The sequence below is a fragment of the Pseudomonas sp. IPO3749 genome (genome assembly GCF_013386605.1).
Classification (GTDB): Bacteria; Pseudomonadota; Gammaproteobacteria; order Pseudomonadales; family Pseudomonadaceae; genus Aquipseudomonas; species Aquipseudomonas azotoformans_A.
In genome coordinates this window covers 53902-75253 of the sequence record NZ_JACARN010000021.1, presented here as the reverse complement: position 1 = coordinate 75253, position 21352 = coordinate 53902, and the positions used below count along the sequence as shown (strand labels likewise).

19 protein-coding genes are annotated in these 21352 nt (G+C 59.5%); 16 read left to right on the top strand and 3 right to left on the bottom strand.

What is annotated here, in order from left to right:
- Nucleotides 1–21: 21 nt before the first annotated feature.
- Nucleotides 22–537, bottom strand: a complete 516-nt coding sequence (locus HX812_RS11150) for an Hcp family type VI secretion system effector (RefSeq protein WP_033902356.1) — start codon at nt 535–537, stop codon at nt 22–24.
- A 481-nt stretch (nt 538–1018) separates the two neighbouring features.
- Here HX812_RS11150 and tssA point away from each other — a divergent pair, with 481 nt between their 5' ends.
- The 16 genes from tssA to HX812_RS11070 are packed head-to-tail and all read left to right on the top strand — an operon-like array spanning nt 1019 to nt 20711.
- On the top strand, nt 1019–2569 hold the full coding sequence (tssA, locus tag HX812_RS11145) for a type VI secretion system protein TssA (protein WP_080642354.1): 1551 nt from the start codon (nt 1019–1021) through the stop codon (nt 2567–2569).
- A 32-nt stretch (nt 2570–2601) separates the two neighbouring features.
- Complete coding sequence (gene tssB / locus HX812_RS11140) at nt 2602–3099, top strand: type VI secretion system contractile sheath small subunit (RefSeq protein ID WP_038843843.1); 498 nt, start codon at nt 2602–2604, stop codon at nt 3097–3099.
- A 28-nt stretch (nt 3100–3127) separates the two neighbouring features.
- Complete coding sequence (gene tssC, locus HX812_RS11135; protein ID WP_038843846.1) at nt 3128–4603, top strand: type VI secretion system contractile sheath large subunit; 1476 nt, start codon at nt 3128–3130, stop codon at nt 4601–4603.
- Nucleotides 4600–5019: a type VI secretion system baseplate subunit TssE gene (tssE, locus tag HX812_RS11130; RefSeq protein ID WP_218169839.1), complete on the top strand. Its 420-nt coding sequence runs from the start codon at nt 4600–4602 to the stop codon at nt 5017–5019. The genes tssC and tssE overlap by 4 nt, the downstream gene beginning before the upstream one ends.
- Complete coding sequence (tssF, locus tag HX812_RS11125) at nt 5009–6796, top strand: type VI secretion system baseplate subunit TssF (RefSeq protein ID WP_038843848.1); 1788 nt, start codon at nt 5009–5011, stop codon at nt 6794–6796. The genes tssE and tssF overlap by 11 nt, the downstream gene beginning before the upstream one ends.
- Complete coding sequence (gene tssG, locus HX812_RS11120; RefSeq protein ID WP_038843850.1) at nt 6760–7773, top strand: type VI secretion system baseplate subunit TssG; 1014 nt, start codon at nt 6760–6762, stop codon at nt 7771–7773. Before tssF ends, tssG begins: the two co-directional genes overlap by 37 nt.
- 6 nt (nt 7774–7779) lie before the next feature.
- Nucleotides 7780–10212 (top strand): AAA family ATPase, encoded by a 2433-nt coding sequence (locus HX812_RS11115; RefSeq protein WP_038843852.1) that lies wholly within the window; start codon nt 7780–7782, stop codon nt 10210–10212.
- Nucleotides 10209–11741: a sigma-54-dependent Fis family transcriptional regulator gene (locus HX812_RS11110; protein WP_038843854.1), complete on the top strand. Its 1533-nt coding sequence runs from the start codon at nt 10209–10211 to the stop codon at nt 11739–11741. Before HX812_RS11115 ends, HX812_RS11110 begins: the two co-directional genes overlap by 4 nt.
- A gap of 41 nt (nt 11742–11782) precedes the next feature.
- Nucleotides 11783–11914 (top strand): hypothetical protein, encoded by a 132-nt coding sequence (locus HX812_RS11105; RefSeq protein ID WP_038843856.1) that lies wholly within the window; start codon nt 11783–11785, stop codon nt 11912–11914.
- A gap of 16 nt (nt 11915–11930) precedes the next feature.
- Nucleotides 11931–13193 (top strand): type VI secretion system-associated FHA domain protein TagH, encoded by a 1263-nt coding sequence (tagH, locus tag HX812_RS11100; protein WP_080642355.1) that lies wholly within the window; start codon nt 11931–11933, stop codon nt 13191–13193.
- Nucleotides 13109–13594, top strand: coding sequence for a type VI secretion system lipoprotein TssJ (gene tssJ / locus HX812_RS11095; protein WP_033902423.1), 486 nt, complete (start codon nt 13109–13111; stop codon nt 13592–13594). The genes tagH and tssJ overlap by 85 nt, the downstream gene beginning before the upstream one ends.
- Before the next feature lies 1 nt (nt 13595).
- Nucleotides 13596–14924 carry a type VI secretion system baseplate subunit TssK gene (tssK, locus tag HX812_RS11090; protein WP_038843858.1) on the top strand — a complete coding sequence of 443 codons (1329 nt, stop codon included), beginning with the start codon at nt 13596–13598 and terminating at the stop codon, nt 14922–14924.
- Between the two features lie 5 nt (nt 14925–14929).
- The gene (gene icmH, locus HX812_RS11085; RefSeq protein WP_038843860.1) at nt 14930–15793 is read left to right on the top strand and encodes a type IVB secretion system protein IcmH/DotU; all 864 of its coding nucleotides are present in this window, start codon (nt 14930–14932) and stop codon (nt 15791–15793) included.
- A gap of 15 nt (nt 15794–15808) precedes the next feature.
- Nucleotides 15809–19159 (top strand): type VI secretion system membrane subunit TssM, encoded by a 3351-nt coding sequence (gene tssM / locus HX812_RS11080; protein WP_038843862.1) that lies wholly within the window; start codon nt 15809–15811, stop codon nt 19157–19159.
- Nucleotides 19156–19869 (top strand): PP2C family serine/threonine-protein phosphatase, encoded by a 714-nt coding sequence (locus HX812_RS11075; protein ID WP_371318380.1) that lies wholly within the window; start codon nt 19156–19158, stop codon nt 19867–19869. Before tssM ends, HX812_RS11075 begins: the two co-directional genes overlap by 4 nt.
- Complete coding sequence (locus tag HX812_RS11070) at nt 19866–20711, top strand: serine/threonine-protein kinase (protein ID WP_038843866.1); 846 nt, start codon at nt 19866–19868, stop codon at nt 20709–20711. Before HX812_RS11075 ends, HX812_RS11070 begins: the two co-directional genes overlap by 4 nt.
- A 4-nt stretch (nt 20712–20715) precedes the next feature.
- Here HX812_RS11070 and HX812_RS11065 read toward each other — a convergent pair whose 3' ends face one another.
- Together HX812_RS11065 and HX812_RS11060 are read right to left on the bottom strand one after the other, a co-directional pair.
- Entirely contained in the window at nt 20716–21045 is a 330-nt protein-coding gene (locus tag HX812_RS11065; RefSeq protein WP_038843868.1) for a DUF6388 family protein, read from the bottom strand.
- A 13-nt stretch (nt 21046–21058) separates the two neighbouring features.
- On the bottom strand, nt 21059–21325 hold the full coding sequence (locus HX812_RS11060; RefSeq protein ID WP_038843869.1) for a hypothetical protein: 267 nt from the start codon (nt 21323–21325) through the stop codon (nt 21059–21061).
- Nucleotides 21326–21352 lie beyond the last annotated feature (27 nt).

Here is a 21352-nt window from a genome sequence, read left to right as displayed (position 1 = left end):
CCGTTCCCTGGTTAATCCGGTTTAACCCGTAACCGGGCTGCGCCAGTCATCGGACCCGGAAGTGCCGGACACTTCGTGGGTCCACACGATCTTGCGGTAGGTGAAATACACATCCTCCAGGTGGGTGAAGTGGGCGTTGTCCGGGTCCTGGCAGTTGGGCATGCGTGACTGGATGTCCACGATGGTCGCGCCCTCCAGTTCGATGGTGAAGTAGTGCTCCTGGGTGCCGGCGGACGAGGTGCGCAGCCATTCCAGCCGGCACTTGACCTCTTCGCCGCTGGTCAGTGCGCTGAACAGCAACGGGGAGGATTTATCGAAGACTTTGCTGATCATCATGGGTTTGTGGACCCGCTGGCCGGTGGGCTGGCCGGATTGAGGATCGCGGGGAATGATCACCTGATGAGCAAACGCCTGGACCAGAATCTGGTCCTCATGGCCTTCCTGGTAAATGTTACCTACCGAGTCCTGGGTGAACGTGCCTGCCGTGATCAAACCTTGTTTGACGCCGGTGATGGAAAGATAGGCGGGTGTTGGCATGACGGGTTTCCTTGTCTGATTGAAGAGGTAGTCCCAACCGATCATGACACCGGTTGGGCAAGTCACCATTACTACAAAAACCGTGCCTGAAAGTGAGCGGGTTAATAAATACAGGGGTTTGGCGTTAAATAAGGCTGGAGTGATAATCAGGCGAGATGGTTTTGGTAGTTATATGGCGTATTTAGTTGCGCAGAGCTGCGCATCTAATTGCTCAGTGCACACGCGGGTTAAATAGGGGAGTTGTAAATAGAGTCTAAATCGCACCTTTGCCTCAGTGCGCAAAATGCTGCGCAGTGGCTTTGTTTTCGCGTTTGTAGGAAAAGGATTAAGTATTTCTCTGTCGCTTGCTGAATGCTTTTGGCGTGGCTAAGGTTTGGGAACTTTGCAGAAGTTACAGCAAGGTTAAGACGGCCTGTTGGTGTCCTTTTTAAGTGTCGCTAGTTGGCTTTTTCCTGTCTTGGTTAGTTGCATCAGGTGTTGAATGTCGTATTCGGACAAGCTGTGTGATTACTATCTAGAAGTTGCGAGGATGCCCTGTACGCAAACAAGTTTTGCGGGCAGCGATATGCGCTTTTCGAGTGAGTATGAAACCTTGGAGTCCGAGCTGGCAAAGGCGCAATCGATCCATGGCAGCAGTCAGCCGGACTGGCACAAGGTTTTGGAAACCAGCGAAGGCCTGTTACGGCAACAATCCAAGGATCTACGCGTGGCGGTCTGGTTGACCTGGGCCTTGCACCAGCGCGAATCCTATCCGGGGCTGCTGGCGGGGCTCGGGATGTTGCGCTATCTCTGCGAGCATCATTGGTCGGTGGCCTACCCCGAAAAGCTGCGTACCCGTGGCGCAGCATTCGCTTGGTTGGTGTTGCGCCTCGAGCCTTTGTTCGCGCAAGGCTTGCCGTTGCAGAACCAGCAGCCCTTGTTTCGCGCTGTGCTTGAGCAACTGATAAGTCTCGATGAGCTATGGGCCAAGCACTTCGCGGATGACGCGCCGTTGCTGCTGCCGATTCGCAGGCAATTGGCTCAACGACTGGAGCGTGCGGCTCAGGACGATACCCCGGCGGCGGGGTTAAGCGGTGTCATTGCGCAGGTCCAGCAAGCGGCCAGCCAATTGCTCAAACCCGAAGCCGTTGTGAACAACGAAAAAGACGCCAGCAAGTTGCTACGTACCTTGCAGGAGCAGGCCCGCCCGTTGTGTACCTGGTGGCTGCGCCAGAACGCTACCGACCTGCGTGCCTTGCGGTTCAACCGAACATTGAATTGGTTGGCACTGTCCAGCTACCCGGATGCCGACAACGAACGGGTGACCGCGTTGCGCGGGCCTGCCCCTGACAAGCTCAAGCGTTATCAGGAGCGTTTTGCCCAAGGGCATTACGCCGACCTGGTACTTGAACTCGAGGCCAGTCTGGCCGGTGCCATGTTCTGGTTCGATGGGTTGCGCATGCTCTGGCAATGCCTGGACGCCTTGCAGGCCGAGCAGGCCATGCTCGAGCTGGAAGTTGCCTTCGCCTTGCTGTTGCAACGCTTGCCGGACCTGCCGTCGTTCTGCTTTCACGACCGCGTTCCTTTTGCCGACGCCGCCAGCCGTGACTGGATCACGCTGCAGGTCAGCCGGCATTTGCAAGTACCCGAATCAGCCGCCGTGGTGGATTCCGAAGCCGAGCCCTGGGAGCTCGCCTTGCAGGCGGTAGCGCCCAGGTTGCGCAAGGATGGGCTCAAGGCCGCGATCCATGAGCTCAAGCAAGGCAGTCTCGCCGCTCGCAGTGATCGCGCGCGTTTTCACTGGCGGCTGGCACAGGCGCGACTGTGTGTGCAGGCGGGCAAGCATGAGCTGGCGAAGATCCAGCTCGAACACCTGGACCACGAACTGCAACGCACAGGCCTTGAGCGCTGGGAACCGGAGCTGGCACTTCAAGTTGCCCAGCTTCTGTATCGCTGCTGCGACCTGCTGCCACAAAACCACGCCGTGCGCGAGCGCAAGGAAGACACCCATCGCAGGCTGTGCCTCTTCGATCTGGAAGCGGTACTTGAATAGGCTTTCGAGCCACTTGAAAAAGGAGAGACACCATGGCCAAAGAAGCTTCGGTCGCCCCCAAGGAACGCATCAATATCACGTTCAAACCCGCTATCGGCGGAGCGCAGGAAGAAGTCGAACTGCCGCTGAAACTGTTGGTGCTGGGCGATTTCATCCAACGTGAGGACGTGCGCAAGCTCGAAGATCGCAAGCCCATCGCGATCGACAAGAACACCCTTGATGACGTGCTGGCCAAGCAGGCGTTGAGCCTGACGCTGAACGTGCCCAACCGCCTGCAGGAGGATGCAGGCGTTGAGGAGTTGGCCATTGAGGTGCGTATCAATGCAATGAAGGACTTCAATCCCGCGAACCTGGTTGAGCAGGTGCCCGAACTGCACAAACTGATGGCGTTGCGCGAGGCACTGATGGCGCTCAAAGGCCCCTTGGGCAACACCCCGAGCTTTCGCAAGGCTATCGAGCAGGCCCTGGCCGATGACGAGTCCCGCGCTCGGGTATTGGCTGAACTGGGGCTGGACACGCCTGACGCCTGACATTTTTCAGTAAAAGGACACTGACCGCATGACGACACAACAACACACACTGCCAGCACCCACCGATGATCAATTCAGCATTCTCGACAACATCGTTGCCCAGACTCTGCTGAGTGCAGACGACGAGGCGTATGGCATTGCCAAGCGGGGCGTCTCGGCGTTCATCGAAGAGCTGATCAAGCCGCAGAATCGTGGTGAGCCCGTCAAGAAACGCTTGGTCGATCGGATGATTGCCGAGATCGACACGAAGCTCAGCCTGCAGATGGATGAGATTTTGCACCACCCGCAATTCCAGGCCCTGGAAGCCGCCTGGAAGGGATTGCAGTTGTTGGTTGACCGGACCAACTTCCGCGAGAACATCAAGATCGAACTGCTGAACGTCTCCCGGCAAGACCTGTTGGAAGATTTCGAGGATTCACCGGAAGTGACCCAGTCCGGGTTGTACAAACATATCTACAGTGCTGAGTATGGTCAGTTTGGTGGTCAGCCGGTGGGCGCGATTATCGCCAACTACTTTCTGTCTCCCAGTGCACCCGACGTGAAACTGATGCAGTACGCATCCAGCGTGGCCTGCATGGCCCACGCGCCTTTTATCGCCGCCGCCGGGCCGGCGTTCTTCGGGTTGGAGAGTTTTACCGGCCTGCCGGACCTGAAAGACCTGAAGGACCACTTCGAAGGTCCTCAATTTGCCAAATGGCAAAGTTTTCGCCAAAGCGAAGACGCACGCTATATCGGCTTGACCGTGCCGCGCTTCCTGCTCCGTACGCCCTACGATCCAGTTGAGTGTCCGGTCAAGACCTTCGCTTATCAGGAAAACGTGGTCAACAGCCATGAACATTACCTGTGGGGCAACACGGCATACGCCTTTGCCACGCGCCTGACTGACAGCTTCGCGCGCTTTCGCTGGTGCCCGAATATCATCGGCCCGCAAAGCGGTGGTGCGGTGGAAGACTTGCCGTTGCATCACTTCCAGAGCATGGGTGAGATCGAAACCAAAATCCCGACGGAAGTGCTGGTGTCCGATCGCCGTGAGTACGAGCTGGCGCAAGAGGGCTTCATTGCCTTGACGATGCGCAAGGGCAGCGATAATGCCGCGTTTTTCTCCGCCAGTTCGGTGCAGAAGCCGAAACACTTTGGCCTCAGTCCCGAGGGCAGGGAAGCCGAGCTGAATTACCGCTTGGGTACCCAACTGCCCTACATGATGGTGGTCAATCGCCTGGCCCACTACCTCAAGGTTCTTCAGCGCGAGCAATTGGGTTCGTGGAAGGAGCGCACAGACCTGGAGCTGGAACTCAATAAATGGATTCGCCAGTACGTCGCCGATCAGGAAAACCCCAGTGCCGAAGTGCGTGGACGACGGCCATTGCGCGCGGCGCGCATCGTTGTCAGTGATGTCGACGGTGAGCCCGGCTGGTACCGCGTCAACCTGAGTGTACGGCCGCACTTCAAGTACATGGGGGCCGACTTCACGCTGTCCCTGGTCGGCAAGCTCGATAAAGAATGAGCAGCGGCCAGGGAGTGTCCCACCACCAACGCCTTTTCGAGCGTCTTGAACGTCCGGCGGCTACTCCCGCGTGTGGCGTGACATCTGTCGCGATGCATCTGGGAAAAATGCTCAGTATCCGTGCCGGCAGCGTGCAGACACTGCCGGATTACGGGTTGCCCGACCTCAACGACATGAACCAGAGCTTGCATGAGTCATTGACTCAATCGCGTTTGTTGATCGAGCGATTTATCCGGGCGTACGAGCCACGCTTGAAGCATGTGCGGGTCAGGACGTTGCCGCGGGACCAGGATCCATTGGCGCTGGCGTTCGCTATCGAAGCCACACTGACGGTCAAGGGTGTCAAGCAACCGGTGGTGTTTACCGCGCGACTCTGTGACGCCGGTCGGGTAGAGGTTTTGCCGGATGTCTTTTAACCGTTACTACCAAAGTGAGCTCAGTGCGTTGCGACTGCTCGGACGGCAGTTCTCCGAGCGCAATCCTGCGCTGGCCCCTTTCCTCGCAGAGTCTGGCCAGGATCCCGATGTCGAGCGGCTGCTGGAGGGGTTTGCATTTCTCACGGGGCGCTTGCGGCAAAAACTCGACGACGAACTTCCAGAACTCACACACTCGCTGATGCATTTGCTGTGGCCCAACTACATGCGCCCAATGCCAGCGTTCAGCATGCTGCAATTTGACCCGTTGAAGCACTCAGGTCCCGGTGTGTGGGTGGCGCGTGATACGTCGGTGGAAAGCGCCGCAGTCAACGGTGAGCGATGCCGTTTTCGTACCTGCTACGCCACACAGGTTCTACCGCTGCAACTGAGCGCCCTGGAGTACAGCACACAGGCAGGGCAGGGCGTGTTGAGCCTGCGCCTGCACATGAGCGCCGCCGGTAATTTCAGTGACTGGGCCTTTGACCAGTTGCGCCTGCATCTGGCCGGGGATAGCTACATCAGCCAGGCGTTATACCTGAGCCTGCTGCGCCACCTCGAAGGTATCGAGCTGTTGCCTTTGGGCCAAGATGGACTGCCCGTCAGCGGGCCCGACGGTGAGGCAATATCACTGCGACTGGGTGCCGAACAGGTACAACCGGTGGGTTTCAGTGAGGAACAGGCGTTGATCCCCTATCCGCAGAATACCTTCCCGGGGTATCGCCATCTGCAGGAGTATTTTGCCTTTCCTGACAAGTTCCTGTTTGTCGATGTGGGGGGCATGGACGTGCTGCACAGATTGCCCGGTGAGCAGCTCAAGCAGGTACGTGGCCTGATAATGCGCTTTGAGTTACGCACGCCATGGCGTGAGTCCCAACAGCCCACCCTGGATAACGTAAAGCTCTACTGCACACCCATCGTGAATCTGTTCAAGCATGACGCGGTGCCCATTCGCCTGGACGGGAAGCAAGATGAGTACCTGCTCATTCCCGGCGAGTATTCGCGGGAGAACGCAAGTGTATTTTCCGTAGACCGTGTAACGGGTTGGCAGCCAGGTGGGCGTGGATATGAGGCCTACGTGCCGTTCGAATCCTTTGAACATGATGGCGATACCGACCTACCGGAAAACCCGCCCAGCTACAGCATTCGCCAACGGCCATCGTCACAGCATGCCGGGCTGGACACCTGGCTTGGGATTGGCAGCGGCCCCGAGTTGGACCAGCAAACACTGTCGATCGAGTTGACGTGCACCAATCACAACCTACCCCGACTGTTGCAGTTAGGCGACATCAACCGGCCGTGCGAGCAGACACCGGAGGGGGTGTCGTTTCGCAATATCTGCGCGCCGACAGCCAGTCTGTCTCCGCCTCTGGACCAGGATTTTCTCTGGCGGCTTATCAGCAACATGTCGCTCAACTACCTGTCACTGAGCGATATCGACGCCTTGAAGGTGATTCTCAAAACCTATGACTTGCCGCGCTATCACGACCGGCTGGCGCAGAAGGTCAGTGAGCGGAAGTTGGGTGCAATGCGATCCGTCAGTCATTCATCGGTTGACCGCTTGCACCGCGGCTTGCCGTGTCGCGGAGTACGCATTGATCTGAAGATTGATCCCCAGGGTTTCTTGGGGGCGGGCGAAGTGTTCATTTTTGCGTCAGTGCTCAACGAGTTCTTTGCGCTTTACGCCAGCCTCAATGCTTATCACGAACTAAGAGTCATCAGCACACAAGGAGACGTGTATCTATGGCCACCACGGATGGGGCAGCAGCCTCTGCTTTGACGCGACTGTCGCGGATCATCCGCGAATATTCGCTGTTCCAGGCGGTTTTGCAGGTGATCAAGCGTCTGCGCGATGCCCATCCTCTGTTGGATGACGACGCGCTGTATGACTTGCTGGAGTTTCAAGCCAACCCTGGCCTCGGTTTTCCCGGGCACGATATTGATCGCGTGGATTTTTTTGTCGAGCACGAACAGCTGCGCGCACGCCTTCGCCTCAACGTCTTGGGCTTGTGTGGCGCGGGGTCGCCGTTACCTGCGTTTTATGGCGAGCAGGCCTATGGCGACGGGGTGGGCGGCAACGCTACGCGAGATTTCCTGGACGTGTTTCATCACCGCCTGCAACGACTGATGCTGCCAATCTGGCGCAAATATCGTTATCGGGCGTGTTTCCAGGCGGGTGCGCGTGACGCCTTTTCCGAGCAGATGTTTGCGTTGATCGGGTTGAGGGGGCGGCAGATTCGCAGTGTCGCGCAATTGAACTGCAAACGGCTGTTGCCCTACTTGGGGCTGCTAGGCCTGCGGGCACATTCGGCGGCCTTGATCGAGACGGTGCTGCGCTACTACTTCAAGCACAACCGGCTGTTCATCGAGCAATGGGTACTGCGCACGGTTGTCATCGCCGACTCACAGCGAAACCGGCTCGGCGTCGCGAACAGCGTGCTTGGTCATGACCAGGTATTGGGCAGCCAGGTGGCCGACCGCAGTGGCAAGTTCAGGGTGCATCTGCAGGGCCTGCGGTGGCAGCAACTCCATGGGTTTCTGCCCACGGGTGCGGACTACCCGCTGCTGTGCTCATTGGTGCGGCTGACGGCGCGGGACCCATTGGAATATGACCTGCGCCTGGTGCTTGCCAAAGAAGAGATCCGACCGTTGCACATTGGCGAACACAACGTCTGTCGCCTCGGCTGGACCAGTTGGCTGGCACATGAGTACGCCGATGGTGTGGTCATGGTGCCGAGCAACGCTCATGAGGGATGAATCATTATGATGAATGTGGACCTGCAACAACTTATCCAGACCTTGACCCCCCAGGCTCGTCGCGATTTGGTTCGCGCGGCTGAACGCTGTGTAACGCGCGGCGGCCGGGAGGTGTTGGTGGAAGACCTGCTGTTGGCCCTGCTGGAGCATCACGACGGCCTTCTGGCAAGGGCATTGGCAGATGCGGGCATCGAAACCGGCGAGCTGCAAGCTGCACTGCAACCCAAAGGGGAGGCGAGTGCTTCGCGCAATCCGGTGTTTGCCCAGGCGCTTGTAGAGTGGCTGCAACAGGCCCTGATGGTTGCCCATCTGGAACTGCGACAGACCGAGGTCGATCACGGCGCCCTGTTGCTGGCATTGCTGCGTCATCCGCTGCACCACGCGGGGAGTGTCTATCAGGTTTCATTGAATCGGTTGGATGCGCAGCGTGTGCTCGACTTTGTGCGGAGCCAGGCACCTGGTACTGACCCTGCCCCGAAGGGTGAGTCACTGCTGGAACGCTTCACCCACGACCTGACGCGCCAGGCCCATGAAGGGCGTATTGATCCGGTGTTGTGCCGGGATGTCGAGATCGGCCAGTTGATTGACATCCTCATGCGCCGCCGCAAGAACAACCCAATACTCGTCGGCGAAGCCGGGGTCGGCAAGACGGCCGTTGTCGAAGGCCTCGCGCTACGCATCGCCACTGCGCAGGTGCCGGGACCACTGCAGGATGTCCGGGTGCTGACCTTGGACATGGGCTTGCTCCAGGCCGGTGCCAGTATCAAGGGTGAATTCGAGCGGCGCCTCAAGGGCTTGATCGATGAGGTCAACGTTTCAGTTCCGCCGGTGATCCTGTTTATCGATGAGGCGCATACCTTGGTCGGGGCAGGCGCCCAGGCAGGCGCGTCCGACGCCGCCAATCTACTCAAGCCAGCCCTGGCTCGTGGCGAACTGCGCACCATCGCTGCCACTACCTGGTCGGAATACAAAAAATACTTCGAAAAGGACCCGGCATTGGCGCGGCGTTTCCAGCCTGTACGGGTGGGCGAGCCCAGCGTCGAGCAGGCGGTTTCGATCTTGCGCGGACTGGTTTCGGTGTATGAGCGCAGCCACGGCGTATATGTGCGTGACGATGCCGTCGTGGCGGCGGCGCAGATGAGTGCTCGTTACCTGTCCGGGCGCCAGTTGCCCGACAAGGCGGTGGATGTATTGGACACGGCCTGTGCTCGCTTGCGGGTCCGTCGGGAGACAGCACCGGAGGCATTACAACGCTTGTACGCGGAGCAAGCGGAAGGTATGCGGCAGCATCAAGCATTAAGTCGTGACAGGGACGCAGGGTTCGCCGTGGATGAGCAGATCTTGCACGCGTTGAACCTGCGCAGGGATGCAATGGAAAGTGAGCGCCTGGAGCAGGAACAGCACTGGTTTGAGCAACAGGCCGTGCCGCAGCAGGTATGCCCGCGCCTGGTGGCCCAGGTCATCAGTGCCTGGACCGGTATCCCGGTTGAACAACTGGCACTTGAGCACAGCGCACGGGCGCTGGGCTTTGCCGATGCGCTGCGCGCGCGCATTCTTGGCCAGGAACAGGCGGTGCAGGCCCTGGACCGCAACTTGCGCGCCGTTGCCACGGGGCTCAACAAAGCCGACGCACCGGTCGGTGTGTTCCTGCTGGTCGGCCCAAGCGGTGTAGGCAAGACCGAGACAGCACTTGCCCTTGGCGATCTACTGTATGGCGGTGAACGTTTCGTCACGACGCTCAACATGTCGGAGTTCCAGGAAAAACACTCCCTGTCGCGGTTGATTGGCGCACCGCCCGGTTATGTCGGTTTCGGCGAGGGCGGTGTGCTGACCGAAGCCGTGCGCCAACGACCGTATTCGGTGGTGCTACTCGATGAGGTCGAGAAAGCCGACCCGGAAGTGTTGAACCTGTTCTATCAGATTTTCGACAAGGGTCTGGTCAATGACGGGGAAGGCCGGGAAATCGACTTTCGCAACACACTGATCCTGATGACTTCCAACCTCGGCAGTGAGTGTATCGGTGAACTGTGTGCTGGCGATCAACGGCCTGACATGCATGTGCTGCAAGAGGCGATCCGTCCGCTGTTGCGCGATTATTTCAAACCGGCATTGCTGGCCCGCATGCGTGTGGTGCCGTATTACCCGATCAAGGGTGAGGTTCTGCATGACCTTGCAAGGCTCAAGCTGGAACGCTTGGGACAACGGTTGCGTCTACGCAAGCTGGCTTTCAGCTATACGCCAGAGCTGGTTGCACACATGGCCGAACACTGTGCCCACGCAGACAGTGGTGCGCGTTACATAGACCAATGGATCGAGCTCCATTTGTTGCCGCAGGTGGCGGATCGGCTGCTGGCGGCCATGGCCCAGGGTGAATGCTTGGCGAATGTGCATGCGCGCCTGGCGGATAGTGGCTATCCCATTTGTGAGCTCAGCCAATGAGGGATATCCGATCCACTCAACTGTCCCATCCCCTGGCCTACGCCGACGCGTTGCTTGGCTGGTTCATCCGCTTGGGCATCGATGGCGACGAAGCCTCTTTGCCCGGATTGTGTGTGACGGCGGTGGCGCAACTTAGCCAGTGCGAACTCAGCCAGTTGTACTGGCGAGATGAATCCACAGGCCGACTCCAGCTGATTGCCCAGCATTTATCCGGGGTGCTTTGCCCCGGTGATCCGGTCGGCACCAAGGACTTCCAGCACGAGCAGGTATTGCACTACGTACTCAGCCATCAAACGGCCCTTAGCCTGGAGGACTTCTCGAGCAGCGTGTACGAATACGGCTTCCTGCCTGCGATGGAGACAGCTTGGGCAGCGCTGTCATGTGTGCCGTTGTTCAACCGGGACAAGGCCATCAGCGGCGTATTGCTGTGTGCCAGCCAATGCCGGAAACACTTGCAGGACTACTCCGTCTCCTTGAGCCAACTGGGTAGTTTTACCTTGATGCAACTGGCTTTGCTGCGCTGTCAGCCATCCCTGGGAAGCGTCGCCCAACAGAATCAATGCACACCGGCTCCCCGTGCAGAATTTGGGTTGGTCGGTAGCAGTACGGCCATGGATGAGACATACCGCCTGATTGGCAAGGTCATGCATACCTCCTACACCGTATTGCTGCGAGGGGAGACGGGAACGGGTAAAGAGGTGGTGGCGCGGGCTATCCATTCTGCGGGGGCGCGTCGCAGCAAAGCGTTCGTGGTGCAGAACTGTGCGGCATTTCCCGAAGGCCTGCTGGAAAGTGAGCTGTTTGGCTATCGCAAAGGTGCTTTCACGGGGGCTGAACGCAACCATACCGGGCTGTTTGATGCGGCACACGGCGGCACGCTGCTCCTGGACGAAATCGGCGACATGCCGCTGTCGCTGCAGGCCAAGTTGCTGCGGGTTCTACAGGAGGGCGAAGTGCGCCCCTTGGGCGCCAGCGCGGCACACAAGGTGGATGTGCGCATCATCGCCGCGACTCACCGTGATCTCGCCGCGATGGTCGCCCAAGGCAGTTTTCGCGAAGACCTTTACTACCGGCTGGCGCAATTTCCCATCGAACTGCCGCCCTTGCGCGAGCGCGACGACGATGTGTTGTTGTTGGCGCGTGAATTTGCGCAAAAGGCCTCTCTTGCCCTTGAACGCGAACCGGTGTCGTGGTCCAGCGCAGCCCTTGACCAACTGTCGAGTCACGCCTTTCCCGGCAATGTCCGTGAACTCAAGTGCCTGGTGGACCGTGCGGTACTGCTCTGCGATGACGGTGTGATCCTGCCCGCGCATTTGTCCTTGTCTGCCCCCCCCACCGATGAGTCCGTCGATGCAACGTTGCGTCAACGTCTGGAACGGGTCGAGCGAGTATTCCTGATCGATTGCCTGCACAAAAACCGTGGCAATCGCACCCGTACCGCACGTGAGTTGGGCGTCGCTCGCCGCACGCTGCTCTATCGCCTGGCGCGCCTGAAGATCCCCCTGGGTGATGTCTGCGAGGGGGGCTGAATGGGGGCGTGTTGGCACCTGATTTTCATGGGAGATACCTGATGTTTTTTCGTCCGTGGCAAGGCCTTTTGCTGGTGCTGTGTTTGTTGAGTGGCTGTAACGCCAATTATGTCTTTGACGATGCCGACTACCGTCCGTTGGGTGACCCCCAGGCGACCCGACGTGGGCAGTGAGCAGGGGAGCTCCGCCATGCAACTAGTGTTTGAAGTCTGTGGTACCGAAGGCGCTGCGACGCCTGCTCGCAAGACGTTTGCGGGCGTCGGTGGCGTGATCGGCCGTGGGGTGGGCTGTGACTGGATCATTCCTGATGCCAATCGCCTGATCTCCAGTCATCACGGCTTGGTCAGTTACCGAGAAGGCCGCTACTTCCTGACCGATATCAGCAGCAACGGCATCGGTGTATCAGGCAGCATGGAGCGCCTGGAAAAGGGGCAGGCACGTCTGATCAGTGAGGGTGACGTGTACCAATTGGGCGGGCTGGAGATCCGCGCTCGCTTGCTGGCAAATGAGCGGCGGTCATTTGCTCGGGATGACGCGATCCCAGACGATGCGTTCCTGGGACTTGACCCTGTCGATGCACTGGATCGCGAGCAACTGCGTGCTGATTCATCAGCAGAGCTTGATGCCTTGGATACAGCAATGCAGGTGCCGTCCCAAGCGCTATGTCAGGGTGCCGTGGAACGTGATCATTTGGTCGTGCCGAAGTGGGCTGACCCCGTCAGGGAGGTCTTACCTACCGGGCCCGCTGCGGCCGCGCCGGGTGGTTCGGAAACATTCTGGCCACAGTTCGCGCAAGCGTTGGGCATACAACTGGACACGCTTGATACGCTGGGCCGTGAGGCCCTGGCGATCAAAGTGGCAGGGCTGTTCAGGCTAACCATCGATGGGTTGCAGCAGAGCCTGCGAACCCGCGACGAGCTGAACAGTGAAATCAACTCTGTACTGACCGCTCCAGGGCTCGATACCCGCAACCCGTTAAAAGCCTGTGCCGACGGCCCAACAGCCATGAAGTCATTGCTGGGTGTTGGCGAGCTGGGCGAACACTCTGCCGAATACGCCGTCGCCCAGGTCTGTCGTGAACTGCAAGTGCATCAATTGGCCTTGGTCGTGGCCAGTCGGGCCGCTGTGCGCAGTGCAATGGCAGCCTTTGCGCCAGGCCACTTGCTGCTGTGTTTCGAACGCGAGGGCCAGCCACCCAGGTTCTTCAGCGATGGCGCCCATTGGCGGGCGTATCAACGCCACTATCAACGGTTGACGTCCGAAGAGCCCTTGGGCGAGCAGGGGTTGCTGAATGATTTTTCCAAAGCCTACGAGGAGCAGGTGCGCCTGGTCTCCACCTTGCACGTCGGGTGCCCAGGACGATGTTCATGTATCGGATCGCTGTCATATCAACGCTGTCAGCCCTTGGCCTATTGGCCGGCTGTAGCACGCTTTCACCTTTTTCGACCCTGACCAAACTGGACTTGACGTTGACCGCTGGCGATGAAGTCAACCCCGACCTGCACGGGCGTCCCTCACCCGTGGTGGTGCAACTGCTTGAGCTGCGGCATCCCGTGGCCTTTGAAAACGCCGACTTCTTCAGCCTCTACAGCCGGGCCGAGCAGACACTCGCCAAGGATTGGGTCAGCAGCGAGGAATGGGAGTTGCGTCCCGGCGAGCAGGTGCCGCTCAAGCTCAGTGTCGAGCCGCATAGCCGTTATGTCGGCGTGCTGGCGGCCTACCGCGACTTGCCCCACGTGCAATGGCGGTTGGTGCTGCCTGTGGTGCCAGGGCAACTGACGCGGGCCGAAGTTGCGCTGGACCAGACGGGCCTCCGCCTGGTCGCGCCTCAAACTGACAGGACGGAGGATTGAAATGCACGTCCATAACGTGATCTGGCAAGAGGGCATGTTGCTGCGGCCCCAGCACTTGCAGCATAACGACCGCTACTACCATCGACAGCTCAACCGTACCCGCCTGCTGAGCAGTGACGCCTGGGGTTTCCTGACCTTGGAAGTCGATGTGCAGTACCTCAATCTGGGCAAGGTCGTGGTCAACCGGGCCAGCGGTGTATTGCCGGATGGTAGCTTGTTCGAGCTGAGTGGCGCGATGGAGCCTTTGGTGTTGCAGGTGCCTGCCAATGCAGGCAGACAAGCTGTGTACCTGGCGCTGCCGCTGGCAACAGAGAATCAGGTTGAAGTGCGCAGACAGGAGCAAGGCGATGTCCTGGCTCGCTACGTCGCCTGTGAAACGGAGATAGGGGACTCCAATGCCGGCGTCGACGCTCGTTGCCAGATCCACTGTGCACGCCCGGACTTGCGCCTGATGCTGGGGGAAGGGCCCAGCGATCCGTTCTACGTGAGACTCCAGGTCGCCCAGGTGCAGGATTCGACCCAGGAGGGCGGCGTAAAGCTGGATGCGGATTTTGTACCGACGTTCATCTATCTCCAAGGTTCGGGGTATGTGTCTTCATGCATCAAGGAGGTGATCAGTCTGCTGGCAACGCGTGGCGATGCGATCGCATCACGCATTCAGGGCAGTGGCACCTCGGCTGGGGCACAGGTTGGCGACTTTTTGATGCTGCAACTGATCAACCGTGCTGAGTTGATATTGCGTCATTACCTGGGGCAAACCCAGGTGCGGCCGGAGTTGTTGTATCGGGAGTTGTTGGCGATTCTCGGCGAACTGTCGACGTTCGCCTGCGACAACAAACGTGCGCAATTGGCGGTGCAGTACCAACACGGCGACCAGGGAGCGAGCTTTCGCGGGCTGATGGAGGGGCTTCGCACCGTCTTGTCGTCGGTGCTGGAGCAACACGCCATTGAGCTCACGTTGCAACAGCGACAGTACGGGGTACTGGTCTGCCCGGTCAGCGATCTCAAATTGCTCGGCGCTGCGACATTCATTTTAGCGGCTACCGCCCAGTGTGATACGGAGGAGCTGCGTCATCGGCTGCCGGCGCATCTCAAGATCGGCCCTGTGGAACGTATCCGCGAGCTAGTGAACCTGCATCTCGCAGGTATCAAGGTCAAGCCGCTGCCGGTAGCACCTCGACAGATTCCGTATCACGCCGGCAAGACCTATTTCATGCTCGAACTCAGTCCACGTGACATCGCGCAGTTGGAGCAGTCGGGTGGTTTCGCCTTCCACGCCAGTGGCGAGTTCGCCGAGCTGGAACTCCACTTCTGGGCTATCAGGAACTGAACAGCATGACGATGGACAGTGAATACCCGCAGGATGAAAAAACCATATTGCTTGATCGTGAAGGGTTCGGTCCGGCACAGGGGCCCGTCACGGACTTTCCAACGCCGCCACGCTTCGAGCAGTTGGAAGATCGCATGATCTACAGCGCCCATCTGCAGGGGGCGCAAAGCTTCAAGATGGGTTCCAACAGCCTGTTGGCAGCGGCCTGGGAACTCTTGTCGCAGGTTGCCCTGATCAAGGCCAGCCCCGGTCGGGAAAGCCTGCAGACGCTCAATGACCAGCTTTCATCGGGTGTCACCGCGTTTGAGGCGCATGCCTTGCATTTGGGGGTAGAGAACAGTCAGGTGATCTCCGCACGTTATGTGTTGTGCAGTGTCATTGATGAGGCCGTCGTGACCACACCATGGGGCAGTAGCAGCGATTGGTCGAAGAGAAGCCTGTTGAGCCGCTTTCACAACGAAACCTTCGGGGGGGAAAAGTTTTTCCAGTTGCTGGAGCGTTTGTCCCGCGACCCCTTCAAGCATCTGGCCATGCTGGAACTCATGTACTTGTGCTTGTCGTTGGGCTTCGAAGGCAAATACCGCGTCATGGAGCGGGGTAGGGCGCAACTTGAAGCGCTTCACGACGCTGTGTACCGCCAGATCAGGCATGTGCGCGGGGACCGTTTGCCGGTCTCCATTTCGCCAGAGGCGGGGAGAGCATCCCGGTCACGGCTACGTATTGCCTCCGGCACTGGGGTCGCCATCTGCGTGCTGGTCTGTTTGCTGGTGATGTATTCAGGATTTGCCTGGGTACTGGGCCAGGAACGCAAGACGACGCTGCAACCTCTTCAGTCCTGGGTACCAGGCCTGTTTCGAACGCATTCATAACGCTGGGAGCAATGGATGAACGCATTTTTCAAGGGCGTGGGGACGGTGCTGCGCAAAAGTTGGCTGTGGAGCTTGTTGCTGGTGTTGTCCAGTGGACTGCTGATTTGGTTTTTCGGGCCTTTACTGGCGGTGGATGACTACCGTTTCTGGCACAGCCCGACATCCCGGTTACTGACCATCAGCGGGTTGCTGCTGTTGTGGGGACTGTCGATGGTCGTGGTGGGTACTCGCCGTACCGCTCGTTTGAATCAGCATGAACACCACGAGCGTCATCAGCGTCAGGCATTGATCAACGACGAAACAAGGCAGGTGCAGGGGCGCTTCAAGGAGGCCCTGCACGCGCTGAAAAGCTCCCGACACTATGGTGACCGCAGCGAGCGCTGGCGAAACGAGTTGCCCTGGTACCTGTTGATTGGCGAGCAAGGCAGTGGCAAGACCAGCCTGTTGGCTGCCAACGGCGTGCAGTCTCTGTTCGGGCGACCAGAAACCGTGCTCCCAGGCACTACGCCTGACTGGGACTGGTATTTTGCCGAAGAAGCCGTGATGGTCGAGACGGCCGGCCGCTACCTGGGCCAGCCAGACCCCTTGGTTGATGCTGCGGGATGGATGACACTCCTTGGGCTGCTCAAGTCGCGACGCCGGGCGCGGCCACTCAATGGCGTGGTGGTCACGTTGTCTGTCGATACCCTTTCAAGCAGCAATGAGCACGACCTGGAGCGTCATGCGCGTCATGTACGTAGCCGCTTGCAGGACATCCAGCAGACATTGCATGCGGATGTTCCGGTCTATCTGGTGTTGACCCAGGCTGATCGGTTGGCCGGGTTTGTCGAGTTCTTTGACGCGCAGCAGGGCGACGGCGCAGAAGTCGTCTTGGGTGGGCACCTGGTGACAGGTACCGCCGGCACAGACATCGCTCAGGTGAGAGAGGCGTTCGAGAACCTTTTGCAGCGTCTGGGCGCGGAGCTGATCCCGCGCTTGCATCAGGAGCGAAATATCGCGCGTCGACGCCGGATACTGGACTTTCCCCGGCAGGTCGCACACATCGGTGACCGCCTGTGCCTGTTTATCGAGACTGGATTTTCCGCCCATCGCTACCCACACATCAATGGTTTGCGAGGGTTCTACCTGACCTGTGCGAAGACTGCCGATGTACGGCCTCATTTTGTCCAAGGCCTGTTCAATCGCGTGATTTTTGCCGAAGCCGATCTTGCCGGACTGCGTAGCCCTGAGCGGCAGCGCATACATCGGCGTCATGGGCTGATGGCGCTGGCTGCGTCGGTGGTCATCGGCACGGCAGGGGCGTTGTGGACGCACAGTTATACCTTCAACCATCAGCGGTTGGTGCAACTACTGGGATTGATCAACACCCAACCCTCTATTCAACAAGGAGACGACGAGAGCCTCGCACTATTGACGCTGCTCGACAGTCGCCTGGCTGCAACTCATGTGTTTCCATCGTTGGCCGAAGCACGTTGGATTGATCGGGCTGGCTTGTATCAGGGAGAGGTGAGTTATCCGCTGCTGGCCAGCGCCTATGACCAAGCCTTGCAGCTGCATTTACTGCCGTACGTGACCACGCTGCTCGAAGGACGAGTACGAGGCAGCCTGGGTGACCGCGGGCAATTGCTGGACAGCCTGCGTGCGTACCTGATGCTTAATTTGCGTGAGCGGCGTGATGTGGGGTGGCTGGCAGAGCACGTGGCGGGTCAGTGGCGGGGGAATACTTCAGCGCATAAGCGTCTGAATGAACACTTTCTGCGGCTCCTGGAACGACCTTTCTTGGTGCCGTTGAATGATGAGTTGGTCGCCCAGGCTCGCTTGGTGTTGCGCGGTGAGTCGCTGGCAGAGGTGGTTTACCGGGCGCTGCGGGAACAAGCGCGGAGCCTGGAGCCTTACCGTCTGGCCGAAGGCCCGGCGTTTTCCAGTTCAGGGCCCCCTATACCGGGGTTCTACACCCAAAAATACCTGCAGGTTTTCGAAACACAGGGCGCTCAATGGGTCAATGCCATCGCCCAGGACAATTGGGTACTTGGGGAAAGCTCGGACCTCGGCGCCACGGAACTACGCCGGTTGATGCTGGCGCTGGAGCAACGCTATTTCAGTGAGTACGCCGATGCCTGGAGTGACGCCCTGGGTCGAATCAGGCTGCAGGACAGTGGCAGCCTGCGACAAGGCGCGGAGCAACTTGCGGGTCTCACATCAGCGCAGTCGGCCTTGGTGCAGTTGCTGCAGCAAGTGCGCGAAAACACGCTGTTAGTGCCGATCCCCGATCGGTTTGAGGCGGTGAGCTCGCATGTTGGCGAACTGGGCGCTGCGACTTCCAAGGTTCTGGCCAGAACACCACTGCCAGATACGGCCCGGCGTGCATTGCAACGCCGCTTCGAACCCTTGCACCAATTGCTCGACGAAGAGCAGAACCCAGGCGGCGAGTTGACACAGGCATTGCGCTTGCTTGATGAGCTGCAGTTGCAATTGCTGGCGCTGAACCGGGATAGCTCGCCGGAGCAGGCAGCGTTCAAAATGGCCAGGCAGCGGATGGATGGGCAGCAGCCGCTGTTGGGCAACCTGCGTGATACCGCGGCCCGCTTCCCGCAGCCGCTCAAAGGTTGGTTCGAGGGAATTGCCGACCAAACTTGGCGCCACCTGCTTGATGATGCGTATGGGTACGTGAATCAGCGTTATCAAAGCGAGGTTTACGGCCTCTATGCGAAAGCCATCCAACGCCGATACCCGTTCGATGCCCACGCCGGCAGCGACGTCGCCCTGGGCGATTTTCAGGCGTTCTTCAAGCCACGGGGCGCGCTGGCGCGCTTTTATGAGGGGTACCTGCGGCCGTTTGTCAGTGTCGAGGGCGACCGTTATCGCATGCGGGCCCTGGAGGGGCGCAGTCTGCCAATGTCGCGCTCGGTGCTGGACCAACTGACCCGGGCCCAGACCATTCGCCAGGGGTTTTTCACCGAGGACCAGGGTGATTGGGCCGTGCGGTTCACATTGGCGCCCTACAGTCTGGATCAGGCCGTCAGCCGGGCGACGCTGCGAGTCGGCGATCAGCAATTGGAATACCGTCACGGTCCGATCGTGCCAATGGCATTCCGCTGGCCGATCGAAGCCGAGAACGGTCGCAGCAGCCTGGTGCTGGAGCGCGGTGCAGAGCGGCCGCTGGGGATCGAGAAGGACAGTGGCGCCTGGTCGTTGTTCCGGTTTTTCGACTTGATGCAAAGCGAGTCTGCCAGCGGCAGGGATGCGCAGATTCTCAAGGCTGACCTGGCAGGCCTGCGGGCCAATTACCTGCTCATCAGCCAACACAACCCTAGCCCGTTCCAGATGGCGACATGGCGCACGTTCCGCTTGCCGGAGCAATTGTGAGCGGGCCGCACGCATGGCGCAGTGCCGGGCGCACGGCACAAGGCAAAAACCGTGCGCGCAATGAAGATGCTCTCCTCGATTGCCCACAACGGGGTTGTTGGGCGGTGGCTGATGGCATGGGCGGTCATCAGGCCGGGAATGTCGCCAGCCAGTGGGTGGTCAACAGCCTTGCCGCACTGCCAGGCAAGGGCGGCTTTGACCAACGGATCGAGGCCGTCCGCCTTTGCCTGCGTGGCCTCGACAGTCAGTTGCAACCCGTCGATGGCGGGGCGGGCATCATGGGCAGTACGGTGGTTGTGCTGTTGCTCGAACCCAACCGTGCGGCCTGTATCTGGGCTGGAGACAGTCGATGCTATCTCTGGCGGGGTCAGCGGCTGTATCAACTGTCACGCGACCACTCCTTGCAGCAGCAACTGATCGACCGCCAGCAGTTGAGTCCAGAACTGGCCCAGGCTCATCCAGGCAGTAGGGCCTTGACCCGAGCAGTCGGAGGCCGGCAGCCGCTGAGCCTGGAAGTACTGGAGTTGCGCACCCAACCCGGGGACGTGTTTTTGTTATGCAGCGATGGCTTGTACCAGGGGCTCAGTCACAGGGAATTGGGGCGTGCCATGAGCGCCGGTACACCACGGCAGGTCGTGGACCGGTTGTTCCACGACGTATTGCGCGGCGCGGCGCGAGATGACCTTACCGGCGTGGTGATCCAGCCATGAATGCGACGGTAGGCCCACCGAACCTGCTTGCGGGGCGTTATCAGCTTGAACGCATCCTGGGTACTGGGGGGATGGGCGTGGTCTATCGCGCCCGGGACCTGCTGCATGAGGCATTTGGCGAGCCAGACTGCCGCGTGGCGCTGAAGTTGCTGGGCGAGAGCCTGTCCGCGTCGGTTGACGCCCATGTGCTTCTCTACAGCGAATTCGCCCTGACCCGAAGCCTGCGACATGATCATGTGGTGCGGGCATTTTCTTTTGAGGTGGACACGGCGCACCAAGTGGCATTTTTTACCATGGAAGTCATGCCCGGCCTGACGCTGGACCGCGTGCTCCCGGAATGTCCGCAGGGATTGCCGTGGCAAGAGTTGCAACCCATGGCCCTGCAATTGCTGGATGCACTGGCCTACACCCATCGCCAAGGTGTCCTGCACGGTGATGTGAAGCCGGCGAATATCATGGTGGGGGAGCAGGGGTTGCGCCTGTTCGATTTTGGCTTGGGTCACGCCGAGGCCCAGGTCAGGTCAGGATTACCGGCTTTGAGCCGAAGCCGCCTGAATGCCTGGACCCCTGCGTATGCGGCGCCGGAGTTGATGGCCGGAGGATTGCCGTCCGCCAGCGCCGATCTGTACGGAGCTGCCTGTGTGCTCTATGAGCTGGCAGAGGGCCGGCGGCCTGGGGAGCGCCAATGTCATCAGCGACTGCCTCGGCCCAGGCAATTGCCCAGGCAGTACTGGCCTTCGTTACGTTCAGCATTGGCCATGGACCCCGAGCAGCGCACCTTAGGGGTCGCTGAGCTGCGTGAAGGGTTGGCCAATCGACGGCGCTTGTGGTTCGTGGGGTGATGGGTCAACCGGCCAAATCATGCAACTGGCGGTATTCGTCCCAGCTCAGGCCGGCCATCTGTGCCACTTCCTTATGCACTTCAAGACGTTGGGCTTCAAAGTCTTCGGGGGATTCGGCGGTGAGTTTAAGGGTCAACTCCCAGGCAAACAGGCCCTGGCGTTCGGCCTCTGCTTCGAAGGCCTCATGCAGCCGTTCGGCGCGATAGTGCGCCAGGGTTTCGCCCTTGGCTTGAGCTGCCAGCGGGTTCAGGGTGTTGAGTTCCAAGGCCACATCGGGGTGTTCGTTGAGAAACCTGTCCAGTGCCAGTTGGTGGTTATCGCCGGGTGGTGACAAAGGCTTGCTCCAATCAATGGCCGGGCTTTGGACGGTGGCCAGCGCTAAGGCGGCGGGCGCGTTTGCGTAGTCGGCGGTCGGTCCAGGCGCGTATGGGGGTGAGTAAAAACAATAAAAGATAGGCGATCAGCACCAGGGTCAGGTCCAGGGAACCCTCGTTGGAGGATCCCGTCATTCGTTCGATCACGCCCTTGCAGATCAACAGCAGCGTAACCCCGAATACCCAGAGCAGGATGTTGAAAAACAGCGGGCGTACATTCATTGACAGCTTGTCTTGCATATCGAGCGTCTCTCCCTGGTGCCAACT